At 71.8% G+C, this 25,452-nt stretch carries 24 protein-coding genes; 16 read left to right on the top strand and 8 right to left on the bottom strand.

Annotation, left to right across the window (positions count from 1 at the left end; all coding sequences use genetic code 11):
* The 8 genes from FDA94_RS09185 to FDA94_RS09155 are packed head-to-tail and all read right to left on the bottom strand — an operon-like array spanning window position 1 to window position 6,299.
* Window positions 1-396, bottom strand: a complete 396-nt coding sequence (locus tag FDA94_RS09185; RefSeq protein WP_137246613.1) for a hypothetical protein — start codon at window positions 394-396, stop codon at window positions 1-3.
* On the bottom strand, window positions 393-1,949 hold the full coding sequence (locus tag FDA94_RS09180) for a phage baseplate assembly protein V (RefSeq protein ID WP_137246612.1): 1,557 nt from the start codon (window positions 1,947-1,949) through the stop codon (window positions 393-395). The genes FDA94_RS09185 and FDA94_RS09180 overlap by 4 nt, the downstream gene beginning before the upstream one ends.
* Complete coding sequence (locus tag FDA94_RS09175; protein ID WP_137246611.1) at window positions 1,949-2,572, bottom strand: CIS tube protein; 624 nt, start codon at window positions 2,570-2,572, stop codon at window positions 1,949-1,951. Before FDA94_RS09175 ends, FDA94_RS09180 begins: the two co-directional genes overlap by 1 nt.
* Window positions 2,569-3,438, bottom strand: coding sequence for an eCIS core domain-containing protein (locus tag FDA94_RS09170; RefSeq protein WP_137246610.1), 870 nt, complete (start codon window positions 3,436-3,438; stop codon window positions 2,569-2,571). The genes FDA94_RS09175 and FDA94_RS09170 overlap by 4 nt, the downstream gene beginning before the upstream one ends.
* 5 nt (window positions 3,439-3,443) lie before the next feature.
* Window positions 3,444-3,578: a DUF6760 family protein gene (locus tag FDA94_RS41495; RefSeq protein WP_425460138.1), complete on the bottom strand. Its 135-nt coding sequence runs from the start codon at window positions 3,576-3,578 to the stop codon at window positions 3,444-3,446.
* Window positions 3,512-3,958: a hypothetical protein gene (locus FDA94_RS09165; protein ID WP_212735241.1), complete on the bottom strand. Its 447-nt coding sequence runs from the start codon at window positions 3,956-3,958 to the stop codon at window positions 3,512-3,514. The genes FDA94_RS41495 and FDA94_RS09165 overlap by 67 nt, the downstream gene beginning before the upstream one ends.
* A gap of 2 nt (window positions 3,959-3,960) precedes the next feature.
* Entirely contained in the window at window positions 3,961-4,404 is a 444-nt protein-coding gene (locus tag FDA94_RS09160; RefSeq protein WP_137246609.1) for a phage tail protein, read from the bottom strand.
* Between the two features lie 2 nt (window positions 4,405-4,406).
* The gene (locus FDA94_RS09155) at window positions 4,407-6,299 is read right to left on the bottom strand and encodes a phage tail sheath subtilisin-like domain-containing protein (protein WP_137246608.1); all 1,893 of its coding nucleotides are present in this window, start codon (window positions 6,297-6,299) and stop codon (window positions 4,407-4,409) included.
* 332 nt (window positions 6,300-6,631) lie between these two features.
* Here FDA94_RS09155 and FDA94_RS09150 point away from each other — a divergent pair, with 332 nt between their 5' ends.
* The 16 genes from FDA94_RS09150 to FDA94_RS09075 all read left to right on the top strand — a co-directional run bounded on the left by FDA94_RS09150 (window position 6,632) and on the right by FDA94_RS09075 (window position 25,440).
* Window positions 6,632-7,795, top strand: coding sequence for a family 2 encapsulin nanocompartment cargo protein terpene cyclase (locus FDA94_RS09150; protein ID WP_137246607.1), 1,164 nt, complete (start codon window positions 6,632-6,634; stop codon window positions 7,793-7,795).
* 9 nt (window positions 7,796-7,804) lie between these two features.
* On the top strand, window positions 7,805-8,650 hold the full coding sequence (locus FDA94_RS09145; RefSeq protein WP_137246606.1) for a geranyl diphosphate 2-C-methyltransferase: 846 nt from the start codon (window positions 7,805-7,807) through the stop codon (window positions 8,648-8,650).
* 53 nt (window positions 8,651-8,703) lie between these two features.
* Window positions 8,704-9,726, top strand: a complete 1,023-nt coding sequence (locus FDA94_RS09140) for a transcriptional regulator (protein ID WP_137246605.1) — start codon at window positions 8,704-8,706, stop codon at window positions 9,724-9,726.
* A 99-nt stretch (window positions 9,727-9,825) separates the two neighbouring features.
* Window positions 9,826-10,134: a hypothetical protein gene (locus tag FDA94_RS09135; protein WP_137246604.1), complete on the top strand. Its 309-nt coding sequence runs from the start codon at window positions 9,826-9,828 to the stop codon at window positions 10,132-10,134.
* A 235-nt stretch (window positions 10,135-10,369) separates the two neighbouring features.
* On the top strand, window positions 10,370-10,696 hold the full coding sequence (locus FDA94_RS09130; protein ID WP_170990853.1) for a thiocillin family RiPP: 327 nt from the start codon (window positions 10,370-10,372) through the stop codon (window positions 10,694-10,696).
* A gap of 241 nt (window positions 10,697-10,937) precedes the next feature.
* Window positions 10,938-11,252 (top strand): thiocillin family RiPP, encoded by a 315-nt coding sequence (locus FDA94_RS09125; RefSeq protein WP_137246602.1) that lies wholly within the window; start codon window positions 10,938-10,940, stop codon window positions 11,250-11,252.
* 105 nt (window positions 11,253-11,357) lie between these two features.
* Window positions 11,358-12,110, top strand: a complete 753-nt coding sequence (locus FDA94_RS09120; protein ID WP_137246601.1) for a hypothetical protein — start codon at window positions 11,358-11,360, stop codon at window positions 12,108-12,110.
* A 159-nt stretch (window positions 12,111-12,269) separates the two neighbouring features.
* Window positions 12,270-12,557: a hypothetical protein gene (locus FDA94_RS09115; RefSeq protein WP_137246600.1), complete on the top strand. Its 288-nt coding sequence runs from the start codon at window positions 12,270-12,272 to the stop codon at window positions 12,555-12,557.
* 94 nt (window positions 12,558-12,651) lie between these two features.
* Complete coding sequence (locus FDA94_RS09110; RefSeq protein WP_137246599.1) at window positions 12,652-12,930, top strand: putative TOMM peptide; 279 nt, start codon at window positions 12,652-12,654, stop codon at window positions 12,928-12,930.
* The gene (locus FDA94_RS09105; protein ID WP_137246598.1) at window positions 12,927-13,640 is read left to right on the top strand and encodes a biotin/lipoyl-binding protein; all 714 of its coding nucleotides are present in this window, start codon (window positions 12,927-12,929) and stop codon (window positions 13,638-13,640) included. The genes FDA94_RS09110 and FDA94_RS09105 overlap by 4 nt, the downstream gene beginning before the upstream one ends.
* Window positions 13,633-15,792, top strand: coding sequence for a cysteine peptidase family C39 domain-containing protein (locus tag FDA94_RS09100; RefSeq protein WP_137246597.1), 2,160 nt, complete (start codon window positions 13,633-13,635; stop codon window positions 15,790-15,792). Before FDA94_RS09105 ends, FDA94_RS09100 begins: the two co-directional genes overlap by 8 nt.
* Window positions 15,789-18,311, top strand: coding sequence for an ATP-binding cassette domain-containing protein (locus FDA94_RS09095; RefSeq protein ID WP_137246596.1), 2,523 nt, complete (start codon window positions 15,789-15,791; stop codon window positions 18,309-18,311). The genes FDA94_RS09100 and FDA94_RS09095 overlap by 4 nt, the downstream gene beginning before the upstream one ends.
* 1 nt (window position 18,312) lies before the next feature.
* A complete protein-coding gene (gene lanM, locus FDA94_RS09090) occupies window positions 18,313-21,438 on the top strand; it encodes a type 2 lanthipeptide synthetase LanM (RefSeq protein WP_137246595.1) in 3,126 nt (1,041 codons plus the stop codon).
* 22 nt (window positions 21,439-21,460) lie between these two features.
* The gene (locus FDA94_RS09085) at window positions 21,461-23,701 is read left to right on the top strand and encodes a TOMM precursor leader peptide-binding protein (RefSeq protein ID WP_137246594.1); all 2,241 of its coding nucleotides are present in this window, start codon (window positions 21,461-21,463) and stop codon (window positions 23,699-23,701) included.
* The gene (locus FDA94_RS09080; RefSeq protein ID WP_137246593.1) at window positions 23,698-25,023 is read left to right on the top strand and encodes a SagB/ThcOx family dehydrogenase; all 1,326 of its coding nucleotides are present in this window, start codon (window positions 23,698-23,700) and stop codon (window positions 25,021-25,023) included. The genes FDA94_RS09085 and FDA94_RS09080 overlap by 4 nt, the downstream gene beginning before the upstream one ends.
* Window positions 25,024-25,128: 105 nt before the next feature.
* On the top strand, window positions 25,129-25,440 hold the full coding sequence (locus FDA94_RS09075) for a hypothetical protein (RefSeq protein ID WP_137246592.1): 312 nt from the start codon (window positions 25,129-25,131) through the stop codon (window positions 25,438-25,440).
* The last annotated feature ends 12 nt before the right edge of the window (window positions 25,441-25,452 follow it).

The raw sequence follows: 25,452 nt of genomic DNA, 5'->3' as shown, positions 1-25,452 counted from the left end.
TCAGGCTCCCTTCAGCACGGTCTGACCGGCCTGTGCGGCCAGGCGCGCGGAGAGCGGCGTGGCCGGTGGGGCGGGCGGGGGGACCGAGGGGGTCTTGTTCAGGCCGTCGGTCACCGCGAGGAAGCCCGTCGTGACGAGGACCGGCACGCCGCCCACCGTCAGGCAGGTGGACATGCCGGCGTCGAGCTGGAGCACCTTCCGGCACTTCTTGGTCGGTGGCGCGCTGGAGGAGTCGTCGACCTGTACGCAGGCGGTCACCCCGGCGGCGAGCAGGTCGGCCTGCGTCAGAACGACGGCGGTTGCGCCCACGGTGAGCGGATGCGTCGCCGCGGGGGTCGCCGTTCCCCGGTGGTCACACGTGAGGCCACTCGCGGTGGTCAGCACCTCGTCGCTCATATCCCCCTGCTCACGTCCATGGTCCCGGTCACCTTCACGGTGACGTTGTTGGCGACGATCTCCAGGTTTCCGGTGGAGGTGAAGGTCAGGGAGCTGCCCGTGGAGTGCTCGATGACGATCTTCTCCAGGCCGGGGGTGTCGTCGAGGGTGATGCTGTGGCCGCCGGGGCTCTGGATCCGCCGGACCGTGTTGATCGGGCTGGTGACCGGTTTGGGGGTGGTGACGCTCCACAGGGAGCCGATGACGTACGGCCGGTTGAAGTCTCCGTGCTCGAAGGCCACCAGCACCTGGTCGCCCGGATCGGGCAGGCAGAACAGGCCCGCCCCCGAGCCCGCCATCGGGGTCGCCACCGGCGCCGCCACCACGTCGGGGATGTCGGAGAACCAGGGGAACCGGATCATGACCTGGTAGCGGATCGGGTCGGCGGCCACCACCTCGGCGACCGCCACCCCCTGCGGAGACTCGCCCCGGTCTGGCGGCGGGTCCTCCGACAGCGCCTTGCGCAGCAGCTGGACGACATGGGCGCCGGCCTTCTGGGTGACCTCGAACTCGGTGCGGTACCCCCGCCCGTCGAGGGTGTGCACGACCCGCTTGAGGCGGTACATGCCGCTGAACCTCTTCCCCACGCCGCGGATCGCGACGAACCGGCCCGCCCGCAGCTCGGGCAGGCCGACGCAGGTGCCGCTGGCTTCGTAGAGACCTTCGAGGAGCTGCTGCAGCAGGGCCTTGGCCAGCGCGACGGCGTCGAGCGGGGTGGTGACCGGCCGGCCGCGCACGACCCGGCGGCCGAGCCCGGTCAGCGCCCCGAGCGCGGCGCTGCCCATTCGTTCGAGGATCGAGTCGAGGTCGAGCGCGGTGGCGCTCATCACGCCGACGATGCTCTGCGCCAGCTCCTGGCTGTAGCCCCGGACGACCTGGAGCCCGGCCATGCCCGAATTGCTCACCCTCGGGCTGAGCGACGACAGGTTGACACCCCACTCCAGGACCGGGGCCTCGGTCTGCGGGCGGGGGAAGCGGAAGTAGAGCTTGTCCCACCAGACGTACACGTCGAAGAAGTTGGCGGCGGCCCGTTCCTTGAGCAGGGCCATGTCGGTGGAGGAGCGGTGCAGCACCGTGTGGGCGAACGGCGCCGGGTCGACGACCGGGATCAGCCCGGCCTCCAGCGCGATCTGGGCGGCGACGGCGCTGTCGTTGCTGAACCGGAACGCCGGGCGGTCGGGCATCTCGTGGCGCAGCCGGTGGGACTTGTCGTAGCCCCTGATGGTGATCGTCGGGGCGCCCGATTCGGGGAAGTCGGGCTCGATGGAGGCGATCTCGCCCAGCATCATCGGGGTGAGCCGGTCGCCGTAGCCGAGGTGGATCTCGACGTCCTTGCCCAGGTCGAAGAGCGGGGAGTCGGTGAAGCGGTGCCCGCTGTTGTCCAGCACGACGGTGAACATGTCGGCCAGTTCCAGCGAGTTGTCGTAGCGCACGCTGAGCAGGTGGCGGCTGACATCGGCGGAGAGAGTGACGCCGCTGATCCGGACGTCGGCCCGGGGCGCGAAGGTGTCCATCACCGCTCCGGGATGACGAGGGGCCTGCCGAGGCGCAGGCGCAGCGGGTCGAGCAGGTCGTTGGCGTCGGCGATCTCCCGCCAGCGGCCGGGGTCGCCCAGATAGGTCGCGGCCAGGCCGGGCAGCGTGTCGCGGTCGGTGATGTCGTGGAGCGTCGGCGGGCCGGCGAAGAAGCCGCGCCGCGTCTCCACCTCGACCTCGGTGAACTCGCGGAACGCGACCGACACGCGGGCCCGCACCGGCGTACCGTCGGGCAGGAACATGGTGAACCGCTGGTCGGCCTCGGCCAGCACGCACCGGAACGAGAAGCGGCCCATCACGAACAGCAGAACCGGGGGAGCGAAGCTCCTGGGCGCGGGCCTGAGCAGCCCGGCCAGCCGGTTGGTGAAGGCCCGCACGTCGGTCTGCCGCTCGTAGGTGTCGAAGAACAGGTCCATCGTCAGGGTTCTGGCGCGGCCCCGGACGTACTGCACCGGCGACGCGGCCAGCCCCGGGATCCCGATCTCGGCCAGCTCGTTGCCCTGCTCGATGCGGTATTCGTCGGGGTTGTACATGACCGGCATGCGGTCACCCGTGTGGGTGTCGACGATCAGCGCCTTGGCCAGTTGGACCGCCACGATCACGCCCCCCGTTCCAGCTCGATCGACAGGTCGGCCCGTAGCCGCCGGGTGGCCTGGTCGAGCAGCTCGCCCCTGACCACCTCGCGCACCATCGCGTGCAGCGCCCCGGGGTCGAGCGCGGCGGTGGGCGTCTCCGGGTGGCGTCCGGGTCGCGCCGCCATGGGCTGGCCGGCGGGACCGACGGCGGCGATCGGCGCCGGTCCGGATGACACGGGTTGCCCGGGTGGCCCGGGTGGCAGGGGCGGCCCGGCCGACCGGAACGGCACCGGCACGCCGGAGGGTGACGACGGCACGGGTGGCGGGGCGGCTCCCGGGGATCGGCCCCGCACGGACGGCGGCCCGTCGAGGAAGCGGTGCTCGACGGCGAGGGCGAGCAGTTCCTCCTCGGCCACGCCGCGCTCGGTCGACCGGTGGCCCGCTCCGCCGCCACGGGCCGGTTCGGTGGCGTGCCAGACCTCGTGCGCGAGCAGCGCCACGTCGTCGGGACCGGCCTGCGGGCCGAGGAAGATCTCGGTGCCGATGGTCACGGCCTCGGCGTGGTGGGCCGCCGCGACCTGCCCGGCCCGTTCGCCGGTGTGGACGCGGACCCGGTCGATCGCGGGACCGACCACGGGCACCAGCCGCTCACGCAGGTCCCCGCGCAGCGGCATCCCGGCGGGCCACTCCGGCGCCGGCCGGGGCCGGTCGACGGCGGCGACGCGCGCCTCGACCCGCCGCCGGGGGCTGTCGTCGGGCATCGGCAGCGAACGCGCCCGATCGAGCATCGGCGCGAGCGCCGGCAGCCAGGCCGGGACGACCGTTCTGCGGCCCCGCAGCTCACGGGCCCGCCCGGCCAGCCGTTCTCCCAATGTCTCCACCGGTGTCCCCATCGCGGTCACCCCCTCTCGGCCTGCGCGAGCACGGTCGCCAGCCAGCGCCGCCGCTCGTCGTGGTCAAGGTTCATCAGCTCGGTGTGGGTCCAGTGGACGTGACGTCCGAGTTGGGCGACCTCCTGGTAGACCCGTTCCAGGGGGTAGCCGCGGATTCCCCCGGCAGCGGGGCCTCCATCTCGAACCCGGCCTCGCAGTGGGGGCAGGTCACCGCGACCGCGGGCGGCGTCAGCCCGTTGACGCGGTTGTAGAGCTCCTGCAGATAGGTCAGGTCCTGGGAGAACAGCCCTTCGACCACGCCCGGATCGACCTGGGGCAACGTGCCCAGCCGCACCACCACACGGGCGAGCAGGATCACGATCAGGTACGTCGGCAGCGCCCGCACCCGGGGATCCTTCATCGGCAGGATCTCGTCGGCCGCCGTGGCGAGCCGCATCACCCCGTCGCGGTGGAGCGTGCCGTCGGCGTCGAGGTAGCCCAGTGGCAGCCTGAACTCGTGCTCCGTGCTGAAGCCCGACATGGTCACTCCGCCCTGGTGATGCCCTCGTGCACGAGGACGAGGGTCTCGACCGCGACCTCGTGGCCGGTGGCGTTGAACGCGGGGCCCTCCCACTTGGTGGGCCAGGCGTCGACGAAGTTCCAGCGGGCCACCTCACTGCGGTTGGCCAGGTCGTAGACGACGATCGACCCGTTCTTGCGCAGCACCCGCCCCTGGATGATCGACTGCCGCCACTCCCACAACTCGCTGGAGTCGGTCAGCCCCCATTTGAGGGTGAGGTCGGAATAGGTGGTCTTGCCGGGGCTCTTCCGGACGGTCGTGTTGTGGCCGCCCTCCCGGGTCTCGACGACCTCGGTCACCGACTCGATGCCGGTGCACTCCATGAAGCTGGCCTGGGCGATGCCGTCGAGCTCGACCAGGAAGTTGAAGTTGACGTACGGGTCGACCCGCACCCCTGTCTGTGCCATCTCTAGCCTTCCCGTACCTGGGAGCCGCCCTGCGACATGCCGATCCGGATCACCACGAACTCCGCGGGCCGGACCGGCGCCACCCCGATGTCCACCACCAGCCGCCCGAGGTCACGCACCTCGGCCGGGTTGTTCTCGTCGTCGACCTTCACGTAGAACGCCTCGTCGGCGGTCGCCCCGAACAGCGCTCCGTCGGTCCACACCCGGGTGAGGAACTCGCCGACCGTCCGTTCGACGCGTTTGCGCAGAGACAGGTCGTTGGGCTGGAAGACCACCCAGCGCAGCCCCTCCCGCAGCGACTCCTCCAGGAAGAGGAACAGCCGCCGGACATTGATGTAGCGCCAGGCCGTCTCGTGCCTCGGCGCGGTGGTCCGGGCACCCCAGACCACCGGGCGGGCGTTCCCGGCGAAGGTCTGGATGACGTTCACCCCGGCGTCGTTGAGCTCCCCCTGCTCGGCGACGTCGAGCGCCCGTGTCACCCCGGACGCGCCGGTCACCGTCTCGTTGGCGGGCGCCTTGTGCACGCCCTGACGGGCGTCGCTCCGGGCGTAGACCCCGGCGAGGTGGCCCGACGGCGGGACGGCGAGAGTGCCCCGGCCCGCCGGGTCGGCGATCACCAGCCAGGGGTAGTAGACGGCGGCGTAGCCGCGGTCGGAGGTCAGCAGCTCCCGGCGGTCGAGCACGCCGCCGGCCGCCAGCGGGGAGGCCGCGTCAGGCGCGTCGAGGACGGCGAACCGGTCGCCCATCTTCTCGCAGTGCTCGACCACCTTCTGCTGGACGCCGGGGAGCGTGACCGCGTCGGGGACGCACACGATCGTGACGTCGCCGACCCGTTCGAGCGCGGCCAGGGCCCTCTCGTAGGAGGTCGCGTCGACGCCGTCGGGACGGTCGGCCGTGCCGCCGGCCAGCGCGGTCGCGGCCTTCGCCACGGGGAGGTTGGCGGGGGGCGCCTGGAGGCCGGGTTCGGCCGGGAGTTCGACGTCGACCAGCGGCGAGGCCACCACGCCCGCGAAGTGGCGGCTGTGGCGGGGATCCATCGACAGGTTGTCGAAGGCGGTCAGGACGCCGTTCGGCGCCACGACGTCGAGTGAGAACTCGGAGGAGGTGACCGCCGGCGGGGCGGCGTAGGTGCCGGTCAGCGCGCCGCCGATCTCCACGGTGTCGCCGCTCACCCGTTCGACGATCACCGTCTCGGTGACGGCCTCGTGCTTGAGGGTGAGCACGGTGCCCCGCTCGATGCCCTTGGGCTTGTCGACTCTGAACCGCCGCTGGCCCGGCCGGAGGTCGGCGGTGCGGACCGGCTTGTTGTCGACGGGGGCGGCCAGCGGGGCGGTGAGCACGAGTTCCCTGCCGCGCACCCGGCTGACCTCCGCGACCGTGCCGCCCACGTCGACCAGGTCACCGGGCGCGAACTTGCGGGCGTCGTCGGCGGTGGGCAGGGTGACGACGTCGCCGGTGGCGGACGCGCCCTCGACCTTGACCTGCAGGACCTTGGCGTCGGGCACGACCTGGGCCGCGCGGACGGCCACCTTGATGGCGTTGCCGGCCGGTCCGTCCTCGCGGGCGCGGACGACCAGCGCCGTCGCGGCCGGGTTGCCCCGGTCTTTCAGTTCCAGGGCCGCACGCGTCGCCGTGCCCACCCTCGTCACGTAGGCGACGCCGCCGCCGTTGTCGAAGAAGCCGCGGACGGCGTGCGCCAGATAACGCCTCGGCGCGTTGATGTAGTCGCCGAACTGGGCCGTGAACTGGGTCCAGTTGGTGATCTTCGTCGGTTGCCCGGTCGGGCCGCGCAGTGCCGGTCCGATGAAGGCGGCCGTGCTGGTGCCGACACCGGAGACCGGCCCGGCGGCGGACAGTTCCTCGACGTAGACACCTGGCGCCCGATAATCCGGCATGCGAGTCCTCCTGGCGTACTCCTGGCCTTGGGCACATCGGAGCACCGGGCCGCCGGCGGGCGATTGAGTATCCCCCTACTCAACTTTCGTGCCTTCCCGGTGGACGGGGCCGCGGCGGCCGGGCCCGGACATTTCCCGTGCTTAATGGTCGATTTCGGGATATCGCGGGCACTGGGAATGACCATTGCGTGACCGTGGGGTGGCCTTTAGTATTGGCGGCGAGACGGGGGATCGCTTTTCTTTTCGGGGGCCTCATTGCGCATTCTCTTGCCTATGGAAGACGCGCCGAAAAAGACCGCTTGTGAATTCGGCGAATTCCAGGAGGGGGCTTGATGCCCGAATCGAGCGAAATTCCGTCAGGGCGGTTGCCGGGCCCCACCGGTCTGGGCACCTCCGCACTCCGGGTCCCCGCCGCCGATCCGCCCGAGCTCCCGGCGATCGTCGACGGGCACCAGCCGCCCTCGCCGTCACTCGATCCGACTCTGGTCGTCCGCCGTTACGGCCTGACTCCGCTGCCCTATCGCGAGCGGGAATGGGGCGACGGCAGCCATCCGCCGCTCTACGTCCCCGAGACGGTGCGGGTGAACGACGCCCTCGGCGAAGAGGTCAACCGCCGCCTGGTCGCGTGGGCCGAGAGCGTCGGCCTCCACGAGGGCCGCATCGAGACCTTCCGCGACACCGGGTTCGGCCGGCTCGCCACTCTGGCCCACGCCGACACCGACGAACCCGACCTGATCCTGATCGCCGCCCAGATGAACGCCGCCTGGTGGGCCGCCGACGACTACTACGCCGACGAGACCGATCTGGGCGCCACCCCGACCGAACTGCCGCCCAGGCTGGCCCTGGTCACCTCGGCGATGGACCCGCCGCCCCCGGCCGGCGCCTACACCGTCCAGCTCGAAGAGGCGATCGCCGCCGACCCGGTGCTGCGCGCGCTGCGCTCGGCCACCGCCCACCTGAGCCGCCACGCCACCCCGTCGCAGGTGATGCGGGCGTGCAACATCACCTCGCAGATGTTCGTGAGCTGGACCGCCTACGCCGCCTGGCGCTACTTCGAGGCGCCGCCGCCGGTGTGGCGCTACCTGGCCGCCCGGCAGCACGACAGCTTCTACACCTCGATGGTCCTCATCGACGTCGTGGGCGAATATGCCCTCCCCGCCGACCTCTTCGCCGACCGGCGGTTTCACACGGCGCTCATGCAGGCCGGGACCGCCAGCGTCATCGTCAACGACCTCTACTCGGCGGAGAAGGAGGCCGCCGACGAACTGCCCGACTCCAACGTGGTGCTGCTCATCGCCGCCGAGGAGAAATGCTCCATCCGCGAGGCCACCGAACGCGCCGTTGCCCTCCACAACGACTTCGTCCGGGGTTTCGAAGCCAGCCAGAAATCATTGGCCGCCGTTCCCTCCACGGAACTCCAGCGTTTCCTGCGCGGCGCCCAGGCGTGGATGGCCGGCTGTCTCGAATGGCACGGATCCAGCGACAGGTACAGATAGCGAAAGGAAATTCCTTCGGTGACCATCACCCAAAGCGATTACCAGCGCTCCGTGGCTGATTATTGGAACACCGAGAAGAACCCAGTGAATCTCCGCCTGGGTGAGGTCGACGGCATCTACCACCACCACTACGGCATCGGCGACGTCGACTGGTCGGTCTTGGAGGGACCGAAGGAGACCCGCGAAGAGCGCATGACCAGGGAGCTCCACCGCCTGGAGTCGGCCCAGTCCGACTTCCTGCTGAGCCACCTCGGCGACGTCAAACCCCACCACCGCCTCCTTGACGCCGGCTCGGGCCGCGGCGGCTCGTCGCTGGTCGCCAATCTGCGCTACGGCTCCCACGTCGACGGCATCTCCATCTCCGAGTCCCAGGTCGAGTTCGCCAACGAACAGGCGAAACTGCGCGGCGTCGACGACCGGGTGCGCTTCCACCTGCGCAACATGCTCGACACCGGCTTCGAGACGGGGTCGTACCAGGCGATCTGGAACAACGAGAGCACCATGTACGTCGAACTCGCCCTCCTGTTCAAGGAGCACTCGCGCCTGCTGGCGCGCGGGGGGCGCTACGTGACCATCACCGGCTGCTACAACGACGCCTACGGCCTTCCGTCGAAGGCGATCAGCCAGATCAACGCCCACTACATCTGCGACATCCATCCGCGCAGCAACTACTTCAGGGAGATGGCCAACAACCGGCTGGTCCCCGTGAGCGTCGTCGACCTGACGGCGGCCACCATCCCCTACTGGGAGCTGCGGGCCAAGTCGCACCTGGTGACGGGGATCGAGGAGGCGTTCCTGAACGCGTACAAGAACGGCAGCTTCCAATACCTGCTGATCGCCGCCGACCGCGTCTGACCTGACGACCGAGGGCTCCGGATCCCCCTGCCGGAGCCCTTAGTGTTGCCCGGATGAACTCCTGGCGCGAGGTCCGCCGCCACCTCAACGCGAACCGCCACGCCCTCGCCCGGCGGGCCGACCTGCTCTACCCCGATCAGCCCCGGGTGGGCTCCACCCGCCTGTTGACCCGCCTCGCCTGGTCGCTGCCCGAGCCTCTCGACCTGCACGAGGTCGTGCTGCGCTGGACCGACGAGACGCCGCCGGTGCCGGCGCCGAGCGGGATGACCTACGCGGAGGCCATGGAGACCTTCGACAAGCCGAAGCTCTTCGAGAACCGCACCTGCTACCGCCTCCTCGACGTGACCTGGCCGGAACTCACCTTCACCCGGGGGATGTACTTCGACGCGGTCAACGTGGGCGAAGCCATCGCCCACGAGTTCGCCGCCGCATCCCTGAGTCCGGGCGAGATGCCGTTGCGGCGGATGGTTCCCGATCCGACCGATCTGCGGGCCCGGCCCGCGCATCCCGCGATCTCGATGCTGACCCTGCGGCACGACCGCGAGACCGGCGAGGTCACCTTCGTGCTGCACTGGCGGGACCCGGCGCTGGTCGCCCACGGGGGAGGGCTGTTCCAGGTCATGCCCGTCGGGGTGTTCCAGCCGTCGGAGGAGAGCCCGCGGGCCGAGCGGGCCGACTTCGACCTGTGGAAGTGCGTGGTCCGCGAATACGCCGAGGAGTTCCTCGGGCGGTCGGAGCACTACGGCCCGGAGTTCGACTACGAGACCTGGCCGCTCTACCGGCGGCTGACCGACGCCCGTGAGAGCGGCGACCTGCGTTCGCTGGTGCTCGGCGTCGGCGTGGATCCGCTCACCTTCGCCACCGACATCCTCGCCGTCACCGTCATCGAGGCGCGCACCTTCGACGCCCTCTTCGGCGCGATGACCGGCGCGAACGACGAGGGGCGCGCGACGAAGGGGGTCCCGTTCGACGCGGAGTCGGTCGGCCGCCACGTCACCCGCGAGCCCATGCAGGCGGCCGGTGCGGCCGTCCTCGAACTCGCCTGGAATCATCTCCGAGGCAGCGTAGGAGATTAACAGGCATTCCCATTGACATCCAGTCCTTGCGTGAATCCGTCACACTGTTACGTTCATCACGTCAGTAGTTTTCGGCATCACGCCAAGAAAGGGACAATCTTGCTGCGCAAGCGCATCGCCGCCGCGATGGGGGCGGTCGCGGCGGCCGCCGCCATCCCGCTCATCCTTTTCGCCGGGCCGGCTCAGGCGAACCCGACCACCCCCTACATGTGTCCGTGGACGATCGTCGACGACACCAACACCACCCGCTGGATCCACTCGTGGGTCCAGGGCTACGGCCAGATCATCTGCCACTACAACGCCACCGCGACCATCAGCTGCCGCTGGAACGCCTACAACGGCGACCAGTGGTGGGGCTGGACCAACCCGTCGTTCTGCCCGCCCCGCGCCATCCCGACCACGCCGTAGCAACCGCACCTGAGTGACGCTCCGGACCGAGAGCGTCCCCGCCGCAATGCCGGCGGCCGGTCCGGACCCGGCGGTATCACGGCCCCCGCATGATGATTGTCATATCCGGCTGGTGTTACTTGTTTCTGGTCGTAAAAGGCTGATCCGGCGAATCTGAATACATGACGAACGGCAGCGAGCAGTCCAGATGCCCGCTGCCACTCCCGCCGAATCTCCGAAAAGGAGAAGTGCCCCCATGGCTGAAAGCATTTACGTTCTCGGTGACGAAGACCGCCAGAAGTTCGCCCGCCTGATCGCTGCCGCCTGGTCCGACGAGGACGTCAAGACCCGCTTCGAGGCCGAGCCCCGCGCGGTGCTCGCCGAGTACGGCGTCGTCATTCCCGAGGGCATCCCGACCCCGCCGCTGCCCGCCCGCCCCGAGGGCGAGTTCAGCGTCGAGGAGCTGGAGATGGCGGCCGGTGCGCAGGCCGAGGGCACGGCCGGCACCGCAGGCACGCTGGGCACCATCGGCGGCTGCTTCGGCACCGCCGGGACCTACGGCTCGGCCGCCGCCGCGATGTAGTCACGCCGACCTGATCTGCCCCGGAGGCGCGGTTTCCGCGCGCCTCCGGGGCATTTTTCATTTCGTGTCATCGAATTCATATGACGCTCATCACATGCGGAAAGTGTTAATCGTTTCTGGCGGCGCCGGCCCGTTCTTGCGAATCTGGACACATGACAGAAGCGCAGCGAGCAGTCCAGATGCCCGCTGCCACTCCCGTCGAATCTCGGCGCGTGCCGAGGCGAATAAGGAGAGTGCCCCGATGGCCGAAAGCATCTACATTCTCGGTGACGAGGACCGCGCGAAGTTCGCCCGCCTGATCGCCGCCGCGTGGGCGGACGAGGACGTCAAGGCCCGCTTCGAGGCCGAGCCCCGCGAGCTGCTCGCCGAGTACGGCGTCGTGATCCCCGAGGGCGTGCCCACCCCGCTGCTGCCCGCCCGCCCGGAGGGCGAGTTCAGCGTCGAAGACCTGCAGGTGGCGGCCGGCGCCCAGGTCGAGGGCTGTGTCGGCACCGCCGGCACGCTCGGCACCATCGGCGGCTGCGCCGGCACCGCCGGCACCTACGGCTGCGCCTGACCCCTTCGATGTGATCGTCCCGGCGGCGCGGTTCCGCCTGCGCGCCCCGGGACGTTCACCGACTGACCCGTTGCCTAAGTGGCAGCGGAGGGTCATGATCCGGTTGTGAGCAGACCGGGAGATTCCGGGCAGCGGACGTCCGTTCGCGCACCCCTTGAGGTGCGGGTCGGGCGGGCCGCCGTTGTCGCGTTCGCACTGTTCCTCATCAGCCAGACCTTCGCCCACTACATCCAGAACGACCCCGGCCGGGCCGTCCCCGCCGTGATCCTGGGCGCCGCCGTGGTCGCCCTCTACGCCTGGGCCGCCATGGGCGCGCGCGGCCGTAGACGCTGGTGGATCGCCGGGGCGATGTCCGTGCTCGTCTACGCGCCGCTGCCGCTGCTGGGCGAGTGGTGGGCCATCTCGGGCGTCTTCCTCGCCGCGACGGCGCTGGGGTTCCTCTCGCGCAGGTGGGCCCTGCCCGCGTTCGCGCTGGTGCTCGTCGTGGAGCTGCCCAAGTCGCTGGCCCTCGGCGACACCCCCGCGATGGCCATGTCGTGGATTCTGATCGTCGCGGTGGCGTCGATCCTGCTCGCGGCGCTCACCCGGTTCGCGGAGACGGCGCGGGTCCTCTACGAGACCAGGGCCGAACTCGTCGCCGCCGAGGTGGCCGCGCAGCGGGTGCGGGCCATGGGGGAGCTGGAGGGCATCCTCGGCAGCCGGCTCGACACCATCGCCCGGCAGGGCTTCGCGGTGCTCGGCAACGCCGACGGCGACGCCGAGACGGTCCGGAAGCAGCTGCGCGGCATGCTCGACGTGGCGCTGGAGGCCCAGCGCGAGATGCGCGAGTTCGCGCACCGGGGTCAGCACCTCACGTAGCGCGCCCCGTACATGATGAATATCACTTGATGTCCGTGATGGTCGTTTCTGGTTCGTGCCCAGGCCGATAGCAAAACTGATGGCACAGGCGGTCCCCTTCCCCACCTCCGGAGAAAGCGCGAAGCGCCGGAACCGGAGCCGCCGAATGAGGTGACATCAATGCCGGAAGACTCGACGCTGCCCCCCGAACTCCGCACCCGGTTCGCAAGGTTCTCCGCCCGCGCCTGGTCAGACGAGGCGCTCAGGGAGGACTTCGAACGGGACCCCCGCGCCGCACTCGCGGCGGCGGGCATCGACTGGCCGGGCGACCTCGCCGTGCCCCCGTTGCCCGAACGGCCCGAGCACGCCATCGACCTGGAGAGCCTGGAGGCGTCGGCCGGCGCCGCCCTCAGCACGATCGGCACCGTGAGCTGCCCCACCGGGTGTTTCTCCCGCCAGAACAGCTGAACCACCAGTCATTCCGGCGCTGGGTGGTGGGCAGTCCAGATGCCCACCACCCCGCCATTGAAGCATCTCATACCACGCTGAGGGGAGACCTGTGATGACCCTAGACACCAACGGCCTGGACACCGCCCAGCGCAGAGTGTTCGGCGAGCTGACCGCGCACGCATGGTCCGACGCCGGCCTCCGGCTCCGCTACGAACGCGAGCCCGCCGCGGTCCTGGCCGAATACGACATCCACCTCGCCGAGGGGATCGTCGCGCCGGCGCTGCCTCCCCGGCCGCTCGCCGAGGTCGTCGTCGAGACCCTCAGCGCCCCGGTGGCCGTCGTGCCGCCCTGCCTGGACTTCTGCTTCTGCTTCCTGCAGGTCTCCCGATGACGACCACCGCCGTCGAGACGTCCGGGGGCGAGCGGATCGAGCAGCTCGTCTCCACGGTGCGGACCAAGGCGTGGCTGGCCGCGGTCGCGCTCGTCGTGGTGGCCGGCAGCGGAGCCGGCTGGGCCTGGCTCGGGCAGGTGCGCGACGTCGTCCTCGCCTCCGGCGTGCTGGTGACGGGCAGCGGTCCGGCTCCGGTCGCGGCCCCCGTCGCGGGCAGCCTGGCCGAGGTGTTCGTCCGGGCCGGGCAGGAGGTGACGCCGGGCACGCCGCTGGCCGTGCTCGCCGACGCCGACGGCAGCCGGCGCGTCGTCACGGGCACGTCGGCCGGCCGGGTGATCCGCACCGCCGTGCCGGGCACGGCCCTGGCGGCCGGCGCCCCCGTCGTGGTCGTCGATCCCGCCACCGGGCCGCTGAAGGCCGTGCTCCTGGTCGGCCACGACCGGATCGGTGCGCTCACCGCAGGTCAGAGCGTCGCCGTCAGCGGCGCGGGCCTCGGCAGGGTCAGCGCCGTCGACCCCTACCCCGCCTCGAACGACCAGCTGCGCCCCGTCTACGGCGACGCGCTCAAGGCCGACGGCCGCTACCTGGTGACCGTCGACCTCGACCGCCCGGCCTGGCCGGGGGCCACGCTGACCCCCGTCGCCGGGGAGATCACGGTCGCCACCGTCCGTCCCGTCGACGCGCTGTTCCACGGGGGTCCCCGTGGCTAGGACCGCGACGCGGCCGGTCCGCACCGAGCGCCGCCCGCAGATGGAGGACGCCGACTGCGGGCCCGCCTGCCTCAGCATGGTCTTCGCCTACCACGGCCTGCGCGTCCCCCTCCACGAGATCAGGGAGCGGTCGGGCGTCGGGCGCGACGGCCTGTCGGGGGCGGGGCTCAAGAAGGCGGCCGAGGAGTACGGCTTCGACATCACCGGCTTCCGCCTCGACGCCGACGAGCTGGCGGACTACCCCGTCCCCTCGATGATCTTCGTCGACCAGCGCCACTTCGTGGTGCTGGAGGGGATGCGGAAGAAGTGGGCGTACATCAACGACCCCGCAGTCGGCCGGATCAGGCTCACCCGGCCGGACTTCCGCAAGCGGTTCAGCGGGATCGTTTTGGTGCCGCGTCCCGGCGAGGGCTTCAAGGCCGGGGGGAAGCGCTTCCCGCTGGTCCGCTCCGCGCTGACGAAGGTGCGGCCCTACCTCTCCACCCTGCTCGCCATCGCCGTGATGGCCTTCATGCTCGCGCTGCCCGCCGTGGCGACCGCGCTGCTCACCCGGCTGCTGCTGGGCGAGGTGCTCATCGCCGGGGAGACCACGTGGTCGGCGCCCGTGCTGCTCGGGCTGCTGGCCTGCGCCGCCTTCACCCTGGTCGGGACCTGGCTGCAGCAGCGGCTGCTCGGCGCGGTGCAGACCGCGATGTCGGCCGACCTGTCGGGCCGGTACATGTGGCGACTGCTCCGGCTGCCGGGCGACTTCTTCCACCGGCGGATGACCGGCGGCCTGGTCATGAAGACCTCCTTCGGCGCGGGCCTGGCCATCCTGCTGTCCGACCGGGCCGCCGCCGCGGTGGCGGCGATCCTGACGATGCTGCTGCACTCGGCGATCCTGTACGCCTTCCACCCGGCCTTCGCCCTGGTCGCCGGCGCCCTGGCGGCGATCAACCTGCTGGCGATGCGCGCGGTCAGCCGCGCCGCCGCCCCGCACCAGCAGAAGCTGCTCTTCGACGAGCACCGCCGCGACGGCATGGCCTTCAACGGCATCTCGATGGCCGAGTCGCTGAAGGCCGACGGCGCCGAGGGCTGGTTCTTCCAGAAGTGGGCCGGCCTGTCGGCCAAGGCGCTGGCGACCACCCAGGACCTCATGCGGACCACCCAGGCGCTCCTGGCGGTCCCCGCCGCGCTCGGCTCGCTCGCCGGCGCGACCATGGTGATCACCGGCGCGGTGCTGATGGCCAACGGCGAGGTCACCCTGGCCACGGTCATCGCCGCCCAGCTCCTCGTCGGCGCCTTCCTGGTGCCGGTCACCGCCCTGGTCGGCATCGGCGCCGAGGCCCAGATCGCGGTCGCCCAGACCAGCATGTACGACGACGCGATCAGCGCCGAACCCGACCCCCAGTACGCCGCCCTCCCCGGCGCCCCCGAGACCGACGGCGGCCTGCGCGGCGCGGTCGAGTTCCACGACGTCAGCTTCGGCTACGACCGCCAGCGCGGCCCGGTCATCAGCGGCCTGTCGTTCCGCGTCGAACCCGGTCAGCGGGTCTCCGTCGTGGGGCGTACCGGCAGCGGGAAGTCGACCGTGGCCCGGCTGCTCACCGGCGCGGTCAAGCCGTGGTCGGGCCAGATCCTCCTCGACGGCATCCCCCGGGAGCACTGGCCCCGCGAGACGCTCACCACGTCGATCGGCTACGTCGAGCAGAACCTCCAGGTCTTCGAGGGCACCGTGGCCGACAACCTGACGCTCTGGGACCCGACGATCCCGCAGTACCGGCTGCACCGGGCGCTGTCGGACGCCGGCCTCGCCGACGTCGTCGCCCGCCGCGGCGGCCTGTCGGGCGGCTGGATCCAGGAGCGGGGCCGCAACCTGTCGGGCGGCGAGCGGCAGCGGCTGGAGATCGCGCGGGCGCTCGTGCTGTCGCCCTCGGTGCTGGTGCTCGACGAGGCGACCAGCGCCCTCGACGCCGAGACCGAGGCGTTCGTGGACGCCAACGTGAAGTCACGCGGCTGCACCAGCGTGGTGATCGCCCACCGGCTCAGCACCGTGCGCGAGAGCGACCTGATCCTCGTGCTCGACCGGGGCAAGGTCGTCCAGCGCGGCACCCACGCCGAGCTCATCGCCGTCCCCGGCCACTACCGCACGCTCGTCGAGGAAGCGTCATGAGCGGATACCCCGTCAGCGAGATCGAGCTGATCGATCCCTACGCCTGCTGGACCGTCGTCAGCGGTTCCGTCGACGTGATGCTGTCGCCCGTCGACGGCTCGGGCCCCCGCCACCGCGTGGTCCGGGTGGAGAGCGGCGAGCTCATGCACGGGTTCGCGGCCACCGACCTGCCCGGCGGCTACACCGTCGTGGCCTCGCCCGCCGAGGGCGCCTCGGTCCGCCGCGTCCGGCGCGACGCCGACGCCGTCTCCTCGTGGGTACGCCGCCTCAACGGCCCCACCGCCGCCGACGCCCAGCCCAGCCTGCGCGACCTCCACCGGGGCACCCTCACACGGGTGCTCATGCTGGCCGAGGCGGAGGAGGCCGACCGCGACCACTGGCGGGCGGCCCGTGCCCAGGCCTCCGACGACATGCTGCGCCGGTCGTTCGCCGACATCGCGGCCGCCGCCGGGGTCGCGCCGGTGCCCGGAAGCCCGCGTACGGCCGCCGACCGGGCCGTGGAGGTCGTCAAGGCGCTCGGCGACCACTGCGGGTTCGCCACGCACCCCATCGACCCCGCCTCCACCGACCCGCTCGGCGCGGCGCTGGACCTGGCCAGGGCCCGGCACCGGAAGGTGCTCCTGGACGACGGCTGGTGGCGCGAGGCGACCGTCCCGCTGGTCGGCTTCCTCAAGGCCGGCGGCCGGCCGGTCGCGCTGTTGCCGCACAAGGGCGGCTACCTGATCTCCGACCCCTCGGAGGAGCGGCGCCGGGTCACCGACGAGGTGGCCGCCACCCTCGACGGGCACGCCTGGCAGATCTACCCGCCGCTCGACGAGGGCATCACCTCGCCGCTCGCCCTGCTCAAGTACGGCCTGCGCGGCGCGGGCCGCGAACTGGCCGGGCTGCTGGCGGCCGGCGCCGGGGCGGCGCTGCTCGCGCTCGGCGTGCCGATGCTCACCTTCGTCCTGCTGACCGCCGCGCAGAACCCGGCCGACCAACCGGCCATGATCTGGATCGCGGTCGTCATCGCGGGCGCGGTGGCCGCGAGCACCCTGCTCCTGGCCGTGCGCAACGCGGTGCTCGTGCGGGTGCAGGGCCGTCTCCAGGAACGGCTCGAACCGGCCATCTGGAGCCATCTCGTCTCGCTCGACCTGCCGTTCTACTCCCAATACAGCACCGGCAACCTGGTCCACCGGGCCAACGCCGTGGCCGACATGCGCAAGGCGCTCGGCGAGGCGGCGGTCAACTCGCTGCTCGGCGGCGTGTTCTCGCTGCTCGGCCTGCTGATCCTGGTGACCGTCGACTGGCGGCTGGCGCTGGTCGTGCTCGGCGGGGTGCTGGTGCTGCTGGCCGTCCTGGCCGTGCTCGCCGTACGCCAGCAGAAGCACGAGCTGGTCATGCACGAGGAGTACGGCCGGATCTACTCGCTCCTGTACGCGTGCCTCAGCGCCATCGACAAGATCCACGTCGCCGGCCGGGAGGCGCAGGTCTTCGGCCTGTGGTCGCGGGCGTTCTCCGCGCAGCAGGGCGCCGCTTCGGCGGCCCGGCGGGAACGGGCGGTGTCGGCGGCGATCGGCGCGGCGGCCCAGCCGCTGCTGCTGCTCCTGCTCGCCTTCACGGGGTTGTCGCTGGGTGTGCCGGCGGCCTCGTTCGTGGTCGCGGCCGTGGCGCTGGGCCAGTTCGTGCTGGCGCTCGGCCAGGTCAGCCGGGCGGTGGAGGCGGCCTTCGCGCTGCTGCCCCGGTTCGAGCGGCTGAAGCCGCTGCTGGAGCGGGCGCCGGAGACGCCGCCGGGGGCCAAGGACCCGGGCGAGCTGGTCGGGCTGGTCCGGCTGCACGACGTGTCGTTCGCCTACCCGGGCACCGCCAAGCAGATCCTCGAAGAGGTCTCCATGGTGTTCCGGCCCGGCGAGTTCGTCGCCGTCACCGGCCACTCCGGCGCGGGCAAGTCGACGCTCGTGCGCCTGCTGCTGGGCTTCGAGCCGCCGCGTACCGGACAGGTCCTCTACGACGGCGGTGACCTGCGCGACCTCGACCTGCGGCGGGTCCGCACCCAGGTGGGCGTGGTGATGCAGCAGGCCCGGGTGCTGCGCGGCTCGGTGCTGGAGAACATCATCGGCGACGTGCCCGGCGCCCGCGAGGAGGACGCCTGGCGGGCGGCCCGGCTCGCCGACCTCGACGGCGACATCGCCCGGCTGCCCATGGGGATGCACACCATCATCAGCGAGGACAACGCCTCCTTCTCCGGCGGCGAGCTGCAACGGCTGCTCATCGCCAGGGCGCTGGTCAAGCGGCCCCGGGTGCTCATCCTCGACGAGGCGACCAGCGCCCTCGACAACGTCACGCAGGCGCTGGTCAGCCGCCGGATCGCCGAACTCGACATCACCCGGATCGTGATCGCGCACCGGCTGAGCACCATCAGATCGGCCGATCGGATCTACGTACTCGACCAGGGCAGGGTCGTCGCCAACGGCACCTTCGAGGAGCTGATGGAGGACAACGAGCTGTTCGCCCGGATGGTCCGCCGACAGGAGGTCTGAAATGCCGGTCACGATCCCGCAGCACGAGGGACTGCTCTCGGTACCCGGCGGGGACGCCCGGCTGATGGCGGTGATCGCCTCGGCCGCGCCGTTCCACGAGCGGGTGGCGGGCGACCATTTCGTCCCGGTCGTGGGGCGGTCACGACGGCAGGCCTCCGAGCGGACCCAGCGCTGGCTCAAGGCGGCGGTCGGCGACGACGAGGACGCCAAGCGCGCGGTGCTGCACCACCGCAACCGGTCGGGCCGCGACCTCGGCGCCGGGCTCGTCGACGTCCAGCTCGCCGACCCCCGACGGCTGCCCGACTGGGGATACGCCCTGGTGGACTTCCTGCTCGCGCAGCCCCCCACGGCCGCGGCCGACCCGGCGACCGGACGCCCCGGGGCCCCGTTCGTGGCGTTTCGGCGCGCCATGAACCGGCTCGTGGACGTCAAGGACGGGTCGGTCCGCGGCGTCCCCGTCACGGCGGAGGCCCGGGAGGACATCGCGGGCCAGCTCATCGAGCGGCTGACGCAGGCGTGCTGGGCCGGGTTCGCGTTCGAGGCCCAGCTCGCCGGGACTTCGAACGACCTGTCGTCGTGGCTGCAGAGCCCCGGCCTGGACGTCAGCCAGTCGGGCTGGCTCGACCGGCTGGAGACGCTGCCCGGTCTCGCCTACGTCATGGGCATGACGTGCCTCCAGTGGCGGCGGGTCGTCCACGAGCTGTTCGACCGGCTCCGCGCCGACCTGCCCCGGCTGCGCCGGACCCTGTGGGGCTGGGCCGCGCCCGGCCCGGTGACCGGCTACTCCGGCGACTCGGGCGACCTGCACAACCACGGCCGGGTGGTCACCCTGCTCACCTTCGCCTCGGGGGAGCGGGTGGTCTACAAGCCGAAGGACCTGCGTTCGGTCGCCGGGCTGATGGACGTCTGCACCCTGCTCAACAACCACGGCCTGCCGCTGGCCCTCCATACCCGCGAGGTCGTGCTGCGCGACGGCTACGGCTGGGAGGAGTACGTCGTCGCCGAGCCCGGCACCGACGAGGAGAGCGTGCGCCGGTTCTACACCCGGCTCGGCATGTTCGCCCGGCTCGCCCAGTTCCTCGAATGCCGCGACCTGTGGGCCGACAACCTCGTCGCGATCGGCGAGACCCCGGCCTTCATCGACCTGGAGAACGTCCTGCAGGGACGCATCAGCCAGCCGGCCGTCATCGGCGAGCGGATCGAGGCGCTGTGGGGGAAGGTCGAGGACACGGTGGTCAAGACCGCCGTGGTCTCCTTCCCCCGGCCGATCGCGGGGGGCGTGCAGGCGCAGGACGTCGGCTGCCTGGCCGCGCTGCGGGAGCAGATCGCGGAGAACTCCGCCGGGTTCCCGGCCGGGTGGGAGGAGCCGCCCTACCGGCCGACCTGGGGTGACGGCGAGCTGGCCGACCCGCGCCACTACGCCGACGAGGTGGCCGAGGGCTACCGGCAGATGCAGGCGTGCCTGGAGCGCAACCAGGAGCTGCTCGCCGACGACTACGGCCCCCTGGCCCTGCTGGAGGAGGCGCCGGTCCGCTACATCTGGCGCAGCACCTTCGACTGCGGCGACATGCTGCGCATGAGCGTCAGCCCCGGGGCGCTGGTCGACGGCGTGGCCAGGGAGGTGTGCCTGGCCCACCTGTTCCGCAGCGCCATGGGGACGCTCCGGGTGGACCCGGGCCGCACCGACATCCTGGAGATCATCGAGCAGGAGATCGACGCGTTCCGCCGCATGGACATCCCGCTCTTCCTGTCCAAACCCGCCTCCGACTCGGCCTTCACGCCCGACGGCGTCGAGATCCCCGGCCACTTCAGCGGCACCGCCTGGCAGCGGCTCCAGGACCGGGTCGCCGACCTCGCGGGGTTCCCGCTGGAGGAGCACCTCGGGGTGCTGCAGACCTGCCTCGACATCACCGGCGCCGCCGAGGTGCCCGTGTCGTTCCCGGTCGCGGCCCCCCGGCCCCGCACGATCCGCGAGATCGGCCTGCACGCCTACGAGCAGTCGGCCAGGGGCGACGAGCCGCCGGTCGAGGAACTGCTCGCCCGCGCGGGCGACCTCGCGAACGAGATCCTGGCGGCCGCCGTCCCGGTCGGGGGCGACCGGTCGGCCTGGCTCGGCGTGGTCAGCTACCCCGCCCACGGCCTCGACCAGGTCGAACCCCTGCACGGCGACCTGCTGACCGGCACCGCCGGCCTGGCCGTCTTCCTCTCCGAGCTGTACGCCAACACCGGCGCCCCCGGCCACTGGACCGCCGCCCAGGAGGCCCTCGACGCCTCGGTCGAGTTCGCCACGCTGTCGGCGCAGTCGGCCGTCTACCGCCGGATGTGCGGCGGCCTGGCACCGGTCGGCGCCTTCGTCGGCATCGGCTCGGCCGTCTACGCGCTGAGCCGCTGCGGCGACGCGCTGGGCGACACCCGGCTGGTCGAGCGGGCAGCCGAGCTGCTTCCGCTGGCCGAGGCGCAACTCGACGGGACGACGTCGGCCGAACCCGTGCTCGGGCGGGCCGGCCTGCTGCTGGCCGTCCACCGACTGCGGGAGGCGTCGGCCACGGCGGTGCCGGCGGCCGACGCGCTGGCCGAGCGGCTGCATCGGGACCTGCTGGCCGGGAACACGGCCCGGCTGCCCTACCCGCCCCGCGTGCCCGCCCTCGCCGGGCTGCCCACCGGCGCCGACGGGCTCGCGTGGGCGCTCGCCAGCAGCACCGCCGCGCTCGGCGAGACCCCCGCCGAGTCGCTGACGGCGCACCGGTTCGCCCTCGACACCCCCGGCTCGCTGCTCGCCGCGGTCGCCACCGCCCACGCCCTCACCGGCGAGGTCCCGGCCGACCTGCGCGACCACGTCGCACGTCACTGCGCCCCCACCCCCGCCCGCTCCTGCGCCGCCCTCGTGGTGGACGCGGAGATGGCCATACACACCGCCCGCCTGACCGGAGACCAGGGGCTCGCGCGCACCGCCCGGGACCTGGCCGCCGAACTGCTCCTCCGCCGCGACCACACCGGCCGCTGGTTCGCCGACCGGCGGCGGGCCGACCGGCTCTCCCTGTCGGCCGTCAACGGCCTGGCCGCCGCGGGGCTCACCCTTCTCCGGCTGGCCGACGACGAGGTCGCCTCCCTCCGGCTCGTGCGCTGACTCGTGCACTGAAAGGAACACCATGGACGCCAGGCCTGGATTTCGCCGGCACTTCCGCGTGGAGGTCATCGAGGGCGAAGGGGTCTTCCTCGTATCCGAGCGTGACCTGCACCTGCTCACCGGACGCTCCATCGAGGCGGTGGCGGGCCTGCTCGACGGCAAGCACACCGTCTCCGACATCCTGACCGCCGTCGAGGCCGACATCCCGCCGGAGCACGTCTTCTTCGCGCTCCACCAGCTGAAGGAGCGCCGCCTCCTGGTCGACGTCACCCAGGACCTCGACCGGGCGACCGCCGCCTACTGGGAGATGGCCGGGCTGCAGGGCGAGAAGGCGGCCGAGGGCGTGCGGACCGGGCGGGCCGAAGTGGTCACCGTGGGCGACGTCTCGGGCGAGGAGCTCACGGGCCTGCTGGCCGCCGAGGGCGTCCACCCCGGCGAGGGCGCGCTGACCGTCGTGCTGACCGACGACTACCTGCGCGAGGAGCTCGCCGAGATCAACCGGGCGCACCTGAAGGAGGGCCGGCCCTGGCTGCTGGCCCGGCCGGTCGGGCCGGTGCTCTGGGTCGGGCCCGTCTTCCAGCCCGGCGAGGGCGGCTGCTGGCGCTGCCTGACGCAGCGGCTCGAAGGGCACCGGCAGTCGGTCTCCTACCTGGAGAACCGGCTGCGCAGCAACCGGCCGCTGGCCATGCCCACCGCCGACCTGCCGCTCACCCGCGACGCGGGCCTGCGCCTGGTCGCCGCCGAAGTGGTGAAGTGGCTGGCCGGGGCGCGCTCCCCGCAGCAGGGCGACGTGATCACCCTCGACACCCAGCGGCTCGGCACCGACCGCCACAAGCTCCGCGCCCGCCCGCAGTGCCCCGAGTGCGGCGATCCCGGGATGATGGCCGCCCAGGCCGAGCGGCCGCTGGCGCTGGAGTCGCGGCCCAAGTCGTTCACCGCCGACGGCGGCCACCGCTCCCGCCACCCGGAGGACACCTTCGAGCGGTACGGCCACCTCATCAGCCCCGTCACCGGCGTCGTCAAGGAGCTCACCAAGATCGAGACGGGCACCCCGTTCGTCAAGACCTACGCCGCCGGGCACAACTTCTCCCGGCAGATCCGCGACCTGAGCGGCCTGCGGGCCGGGCTGCGCAGCCAGAGCGCCGGGAAGGGCACGACCGACCTGCAGGCCAAGGTCAGCGCCATGTGCGAGGCGATGGAGCGCTACTCGGGCATGTTCCAGGGCGACGAGTCGCGTCGCGCGGCGAGCCTGCGCGAACTCGGCGCCGACGCCCTGCACCCGAACGCCTGCTCGCTCTACAGCGACGAGCAGTACCGCGTGCGGAAGGAACGGAAGGCCGTGGCCGGCTACGACTTCGTCAACGACCCTCTCGACGAGGACGCCGTGATCGACTGGACCCCGGTCTGGTCGCTCACCGAGCAGCGGCACAAGTACCTGCCGACCGGCTACCTGTACTACTACCACCAGGAGAAGGACCCCTCCGGGCCGAACTACGCCTGGGCCGACTCCAACGGCAACGCCGCGGGCTCCTCGCTGGAGGACGCCGTCGTCCAGGGCTTCATGGAGCTCGTCGAACGCGACGCGGTGGCCGTGTGGTGGTACAACCGCCTCCGGCGGCCCGCCTTCGACCTCGACAGCTTCAACGACCCGTGGATGAGCGAGTTCCAGGAGGTGTACGCAAGCCTCGGCCGCGACATCCAGGTCCTCGACCTCACCAACGACCTGGGCGTGCCGGTCGCCGTCTCGGTCAGCCGCCGCCTCAACGGGCCGACGGAGGACATCGTGATGGCCTTCGGCGCCCACTTCGACGCGCGCATCGCCGTCCAGCGGGCCCTCACCGAGATGAACCAGTTCATCCCCGCCGTCATCGACGTCGGCGCCGACGGCCGCACCCGCTACCGCTTCCATGAGGGCGACCAGATCAACTGGTGGAAGAACGCGCGGATCGCCGACCACCCCTACCTCGCTCCGTCCGGTACGCCCGTCGCCGCCTCGGCGTACGACCGGCCGGCCACCGGCGACCTGCTCGACGACGTCGCCTCGGCCCGCGCCCTGGTCGAGGAGCGCGGGATGGAGATGCTCGTCCTCGACCAGACCCGGCCCGACATCGGGCTGCCCGTGGTCAAGGTCGTGGTGCCGGGGATGCGGCACTTCTGGCGGCGGCTGGCGCCCGGCCGCCTCTACGACGTGCCCGTCCAGCTCGGCTGGCTGTCCGAACCGACCCCGGAGGACCAGATGAACCCCATCACGATGTTCCTGTGATCGGCCTGCGCCCGGACGCCGTCGTCACCTGGCAGTACGGCGTGCTGACCATCTCCCACACCTTCGGCACGCAGGCCGCGCGCGGCCTGACCCCGCGCATCGCGGCGCTGCTCGGCGAGCTCCCCGGCGCCCTCGTCCACGAGGACGACCTCGCCGAACGCCTGCTGACGGCGGGCGGGACGAGCGAGGAGGTGGCGCTGCTCTACCTGGTGCTCGACCGGCTGCACCAGGTGCTCGTGCGCACGGTCGAGCCGGTGCTGCGGGTCACCCCGATCGCCCGCGACGCGACGTTCCGGCTGCCGCGCCTGGCGCCCGACGACACCGTGCGGCTGTCGCGGTTCGCGCTGGTCCGCCGGTCGGACGACGGCCTGATCCTGGAGTCGCCGCTGTCGCGGCACCGGGTCACCCTGACCGAGGAGGCCATGCCCCTGATCGCGGCGCTGGCCCGGGGCGTCATGGTGAAGGAGGCGCCCGAGGCGCTGGCCCACCTGGTCGCGACGGGGATGGCGGGCGACGACCTGGTCGAGGACGACCACCCCGCGCTGCGCGCCTGGGAGTTCCACGACCTGCTCTTCCACAACAGGTCCCGGGTGGGCAGGCACGACCAGCCCGTCGGGGCCACCTTCCGCTTCCGCGACGAGACGCCGCCGGAACCGGCGCTCAAACCGCTGCCGGAGGGCCCGATCACCGAACTGTTCCGGCCCTCGCTCGACGAGCCCGGCCCGGCGTTCACGACGGTGCTCGAAGGCCGCCGGTCCGTCCGCTCCTACGCCTCGGTCCTCACGGCCCGCCAGCTCGGCGAGCTGCTCTACCGGACCGCCCGGGTCAGGGCCGTCTTCGGCCCGACCGAAGGGGCGCCGTACGAGACCAGCAGCCGCCCCTACCCCGGCGGCGGCGCCTGCCACGAACTGGAGCTCTACCTGACCGTCCGGGAGTGCGAAGGGCTGGCGGGCGGCGTCTACTACTACGACCCGCTCGGCCACCGCCTCGTCGGGCTGGCGGCCAGGGACGAGGACCAGCGGGCGATGCTGGCCGTCGCGAGCATGTCGACCGGTTACATGGCGCAGCCCGACGTCCTGATCACCATCACCTCGCGCTTCCAGCGCATGTCGTGGAAGTACGCCGGCCTGGCCTACGCCGCGTCGCTGAAGAACGTCGGCGTGCTCTACCAGACCTTCTATCTCGTGGCCACCGCGATGGGCCTGTCTCCCTGCGGCCTCGGCGCGGGCGACGCCGAGCTGGCGGCCCGCACCTTCGGGCTCGACTGGGCCACCGAGTCGTCGGTCGGCGAGTTCCTCATCGGCGGTACGCCCGGCTTGTGATGTCCGTCATGGGAGACAAATGTCGTCTGCATCTGCCGACCGCCCCCCGAATTCCGGATCGTTGCAGGTGAGAGAGCCACGTACCGACAGAATGAGGAGCGTCCGATGGCCGAGAGCATGTACGTGCTCGGAGAAGACGACCGCAAGAAGCTGGCCCGCCTGATCGCCGCGGCGTGGTCCGACGGCGACCTGCAGGCGCGCTACGCGTCCGAGCCCCGGGTCGTCCTGCGTGAGTTCGGCATCGTCTACCCGGCCGGTGTGCCCACCCCGCCCCTGCCCGCCAAACCCGAGGGCGAGTTCGAGATCGCCGACCTGGAGAGCGCGGCCGGGGCCGCCGGCCTCACGACCGGCACCGTGGGCGAGCCGTGCGCGTCGTGCTACTCACAGGGCGCGACCTGGATCACCGGTAACCACTGACCGGTTTGTGAT

Source organism: Herbidospora galbida (assembly GCF_005233835.1).
Classification (GTDB): Bacteria; Actinomycetota; Actinomycetes; order Streptosporangiales; family Streptosporangiaceae; genus Herbidospora; species Herbidospora galbida.
Note: the sequence above shows the minus strand (reverse complement) of the source record. Positions and strands in the feature narration are given on the sequence as shown.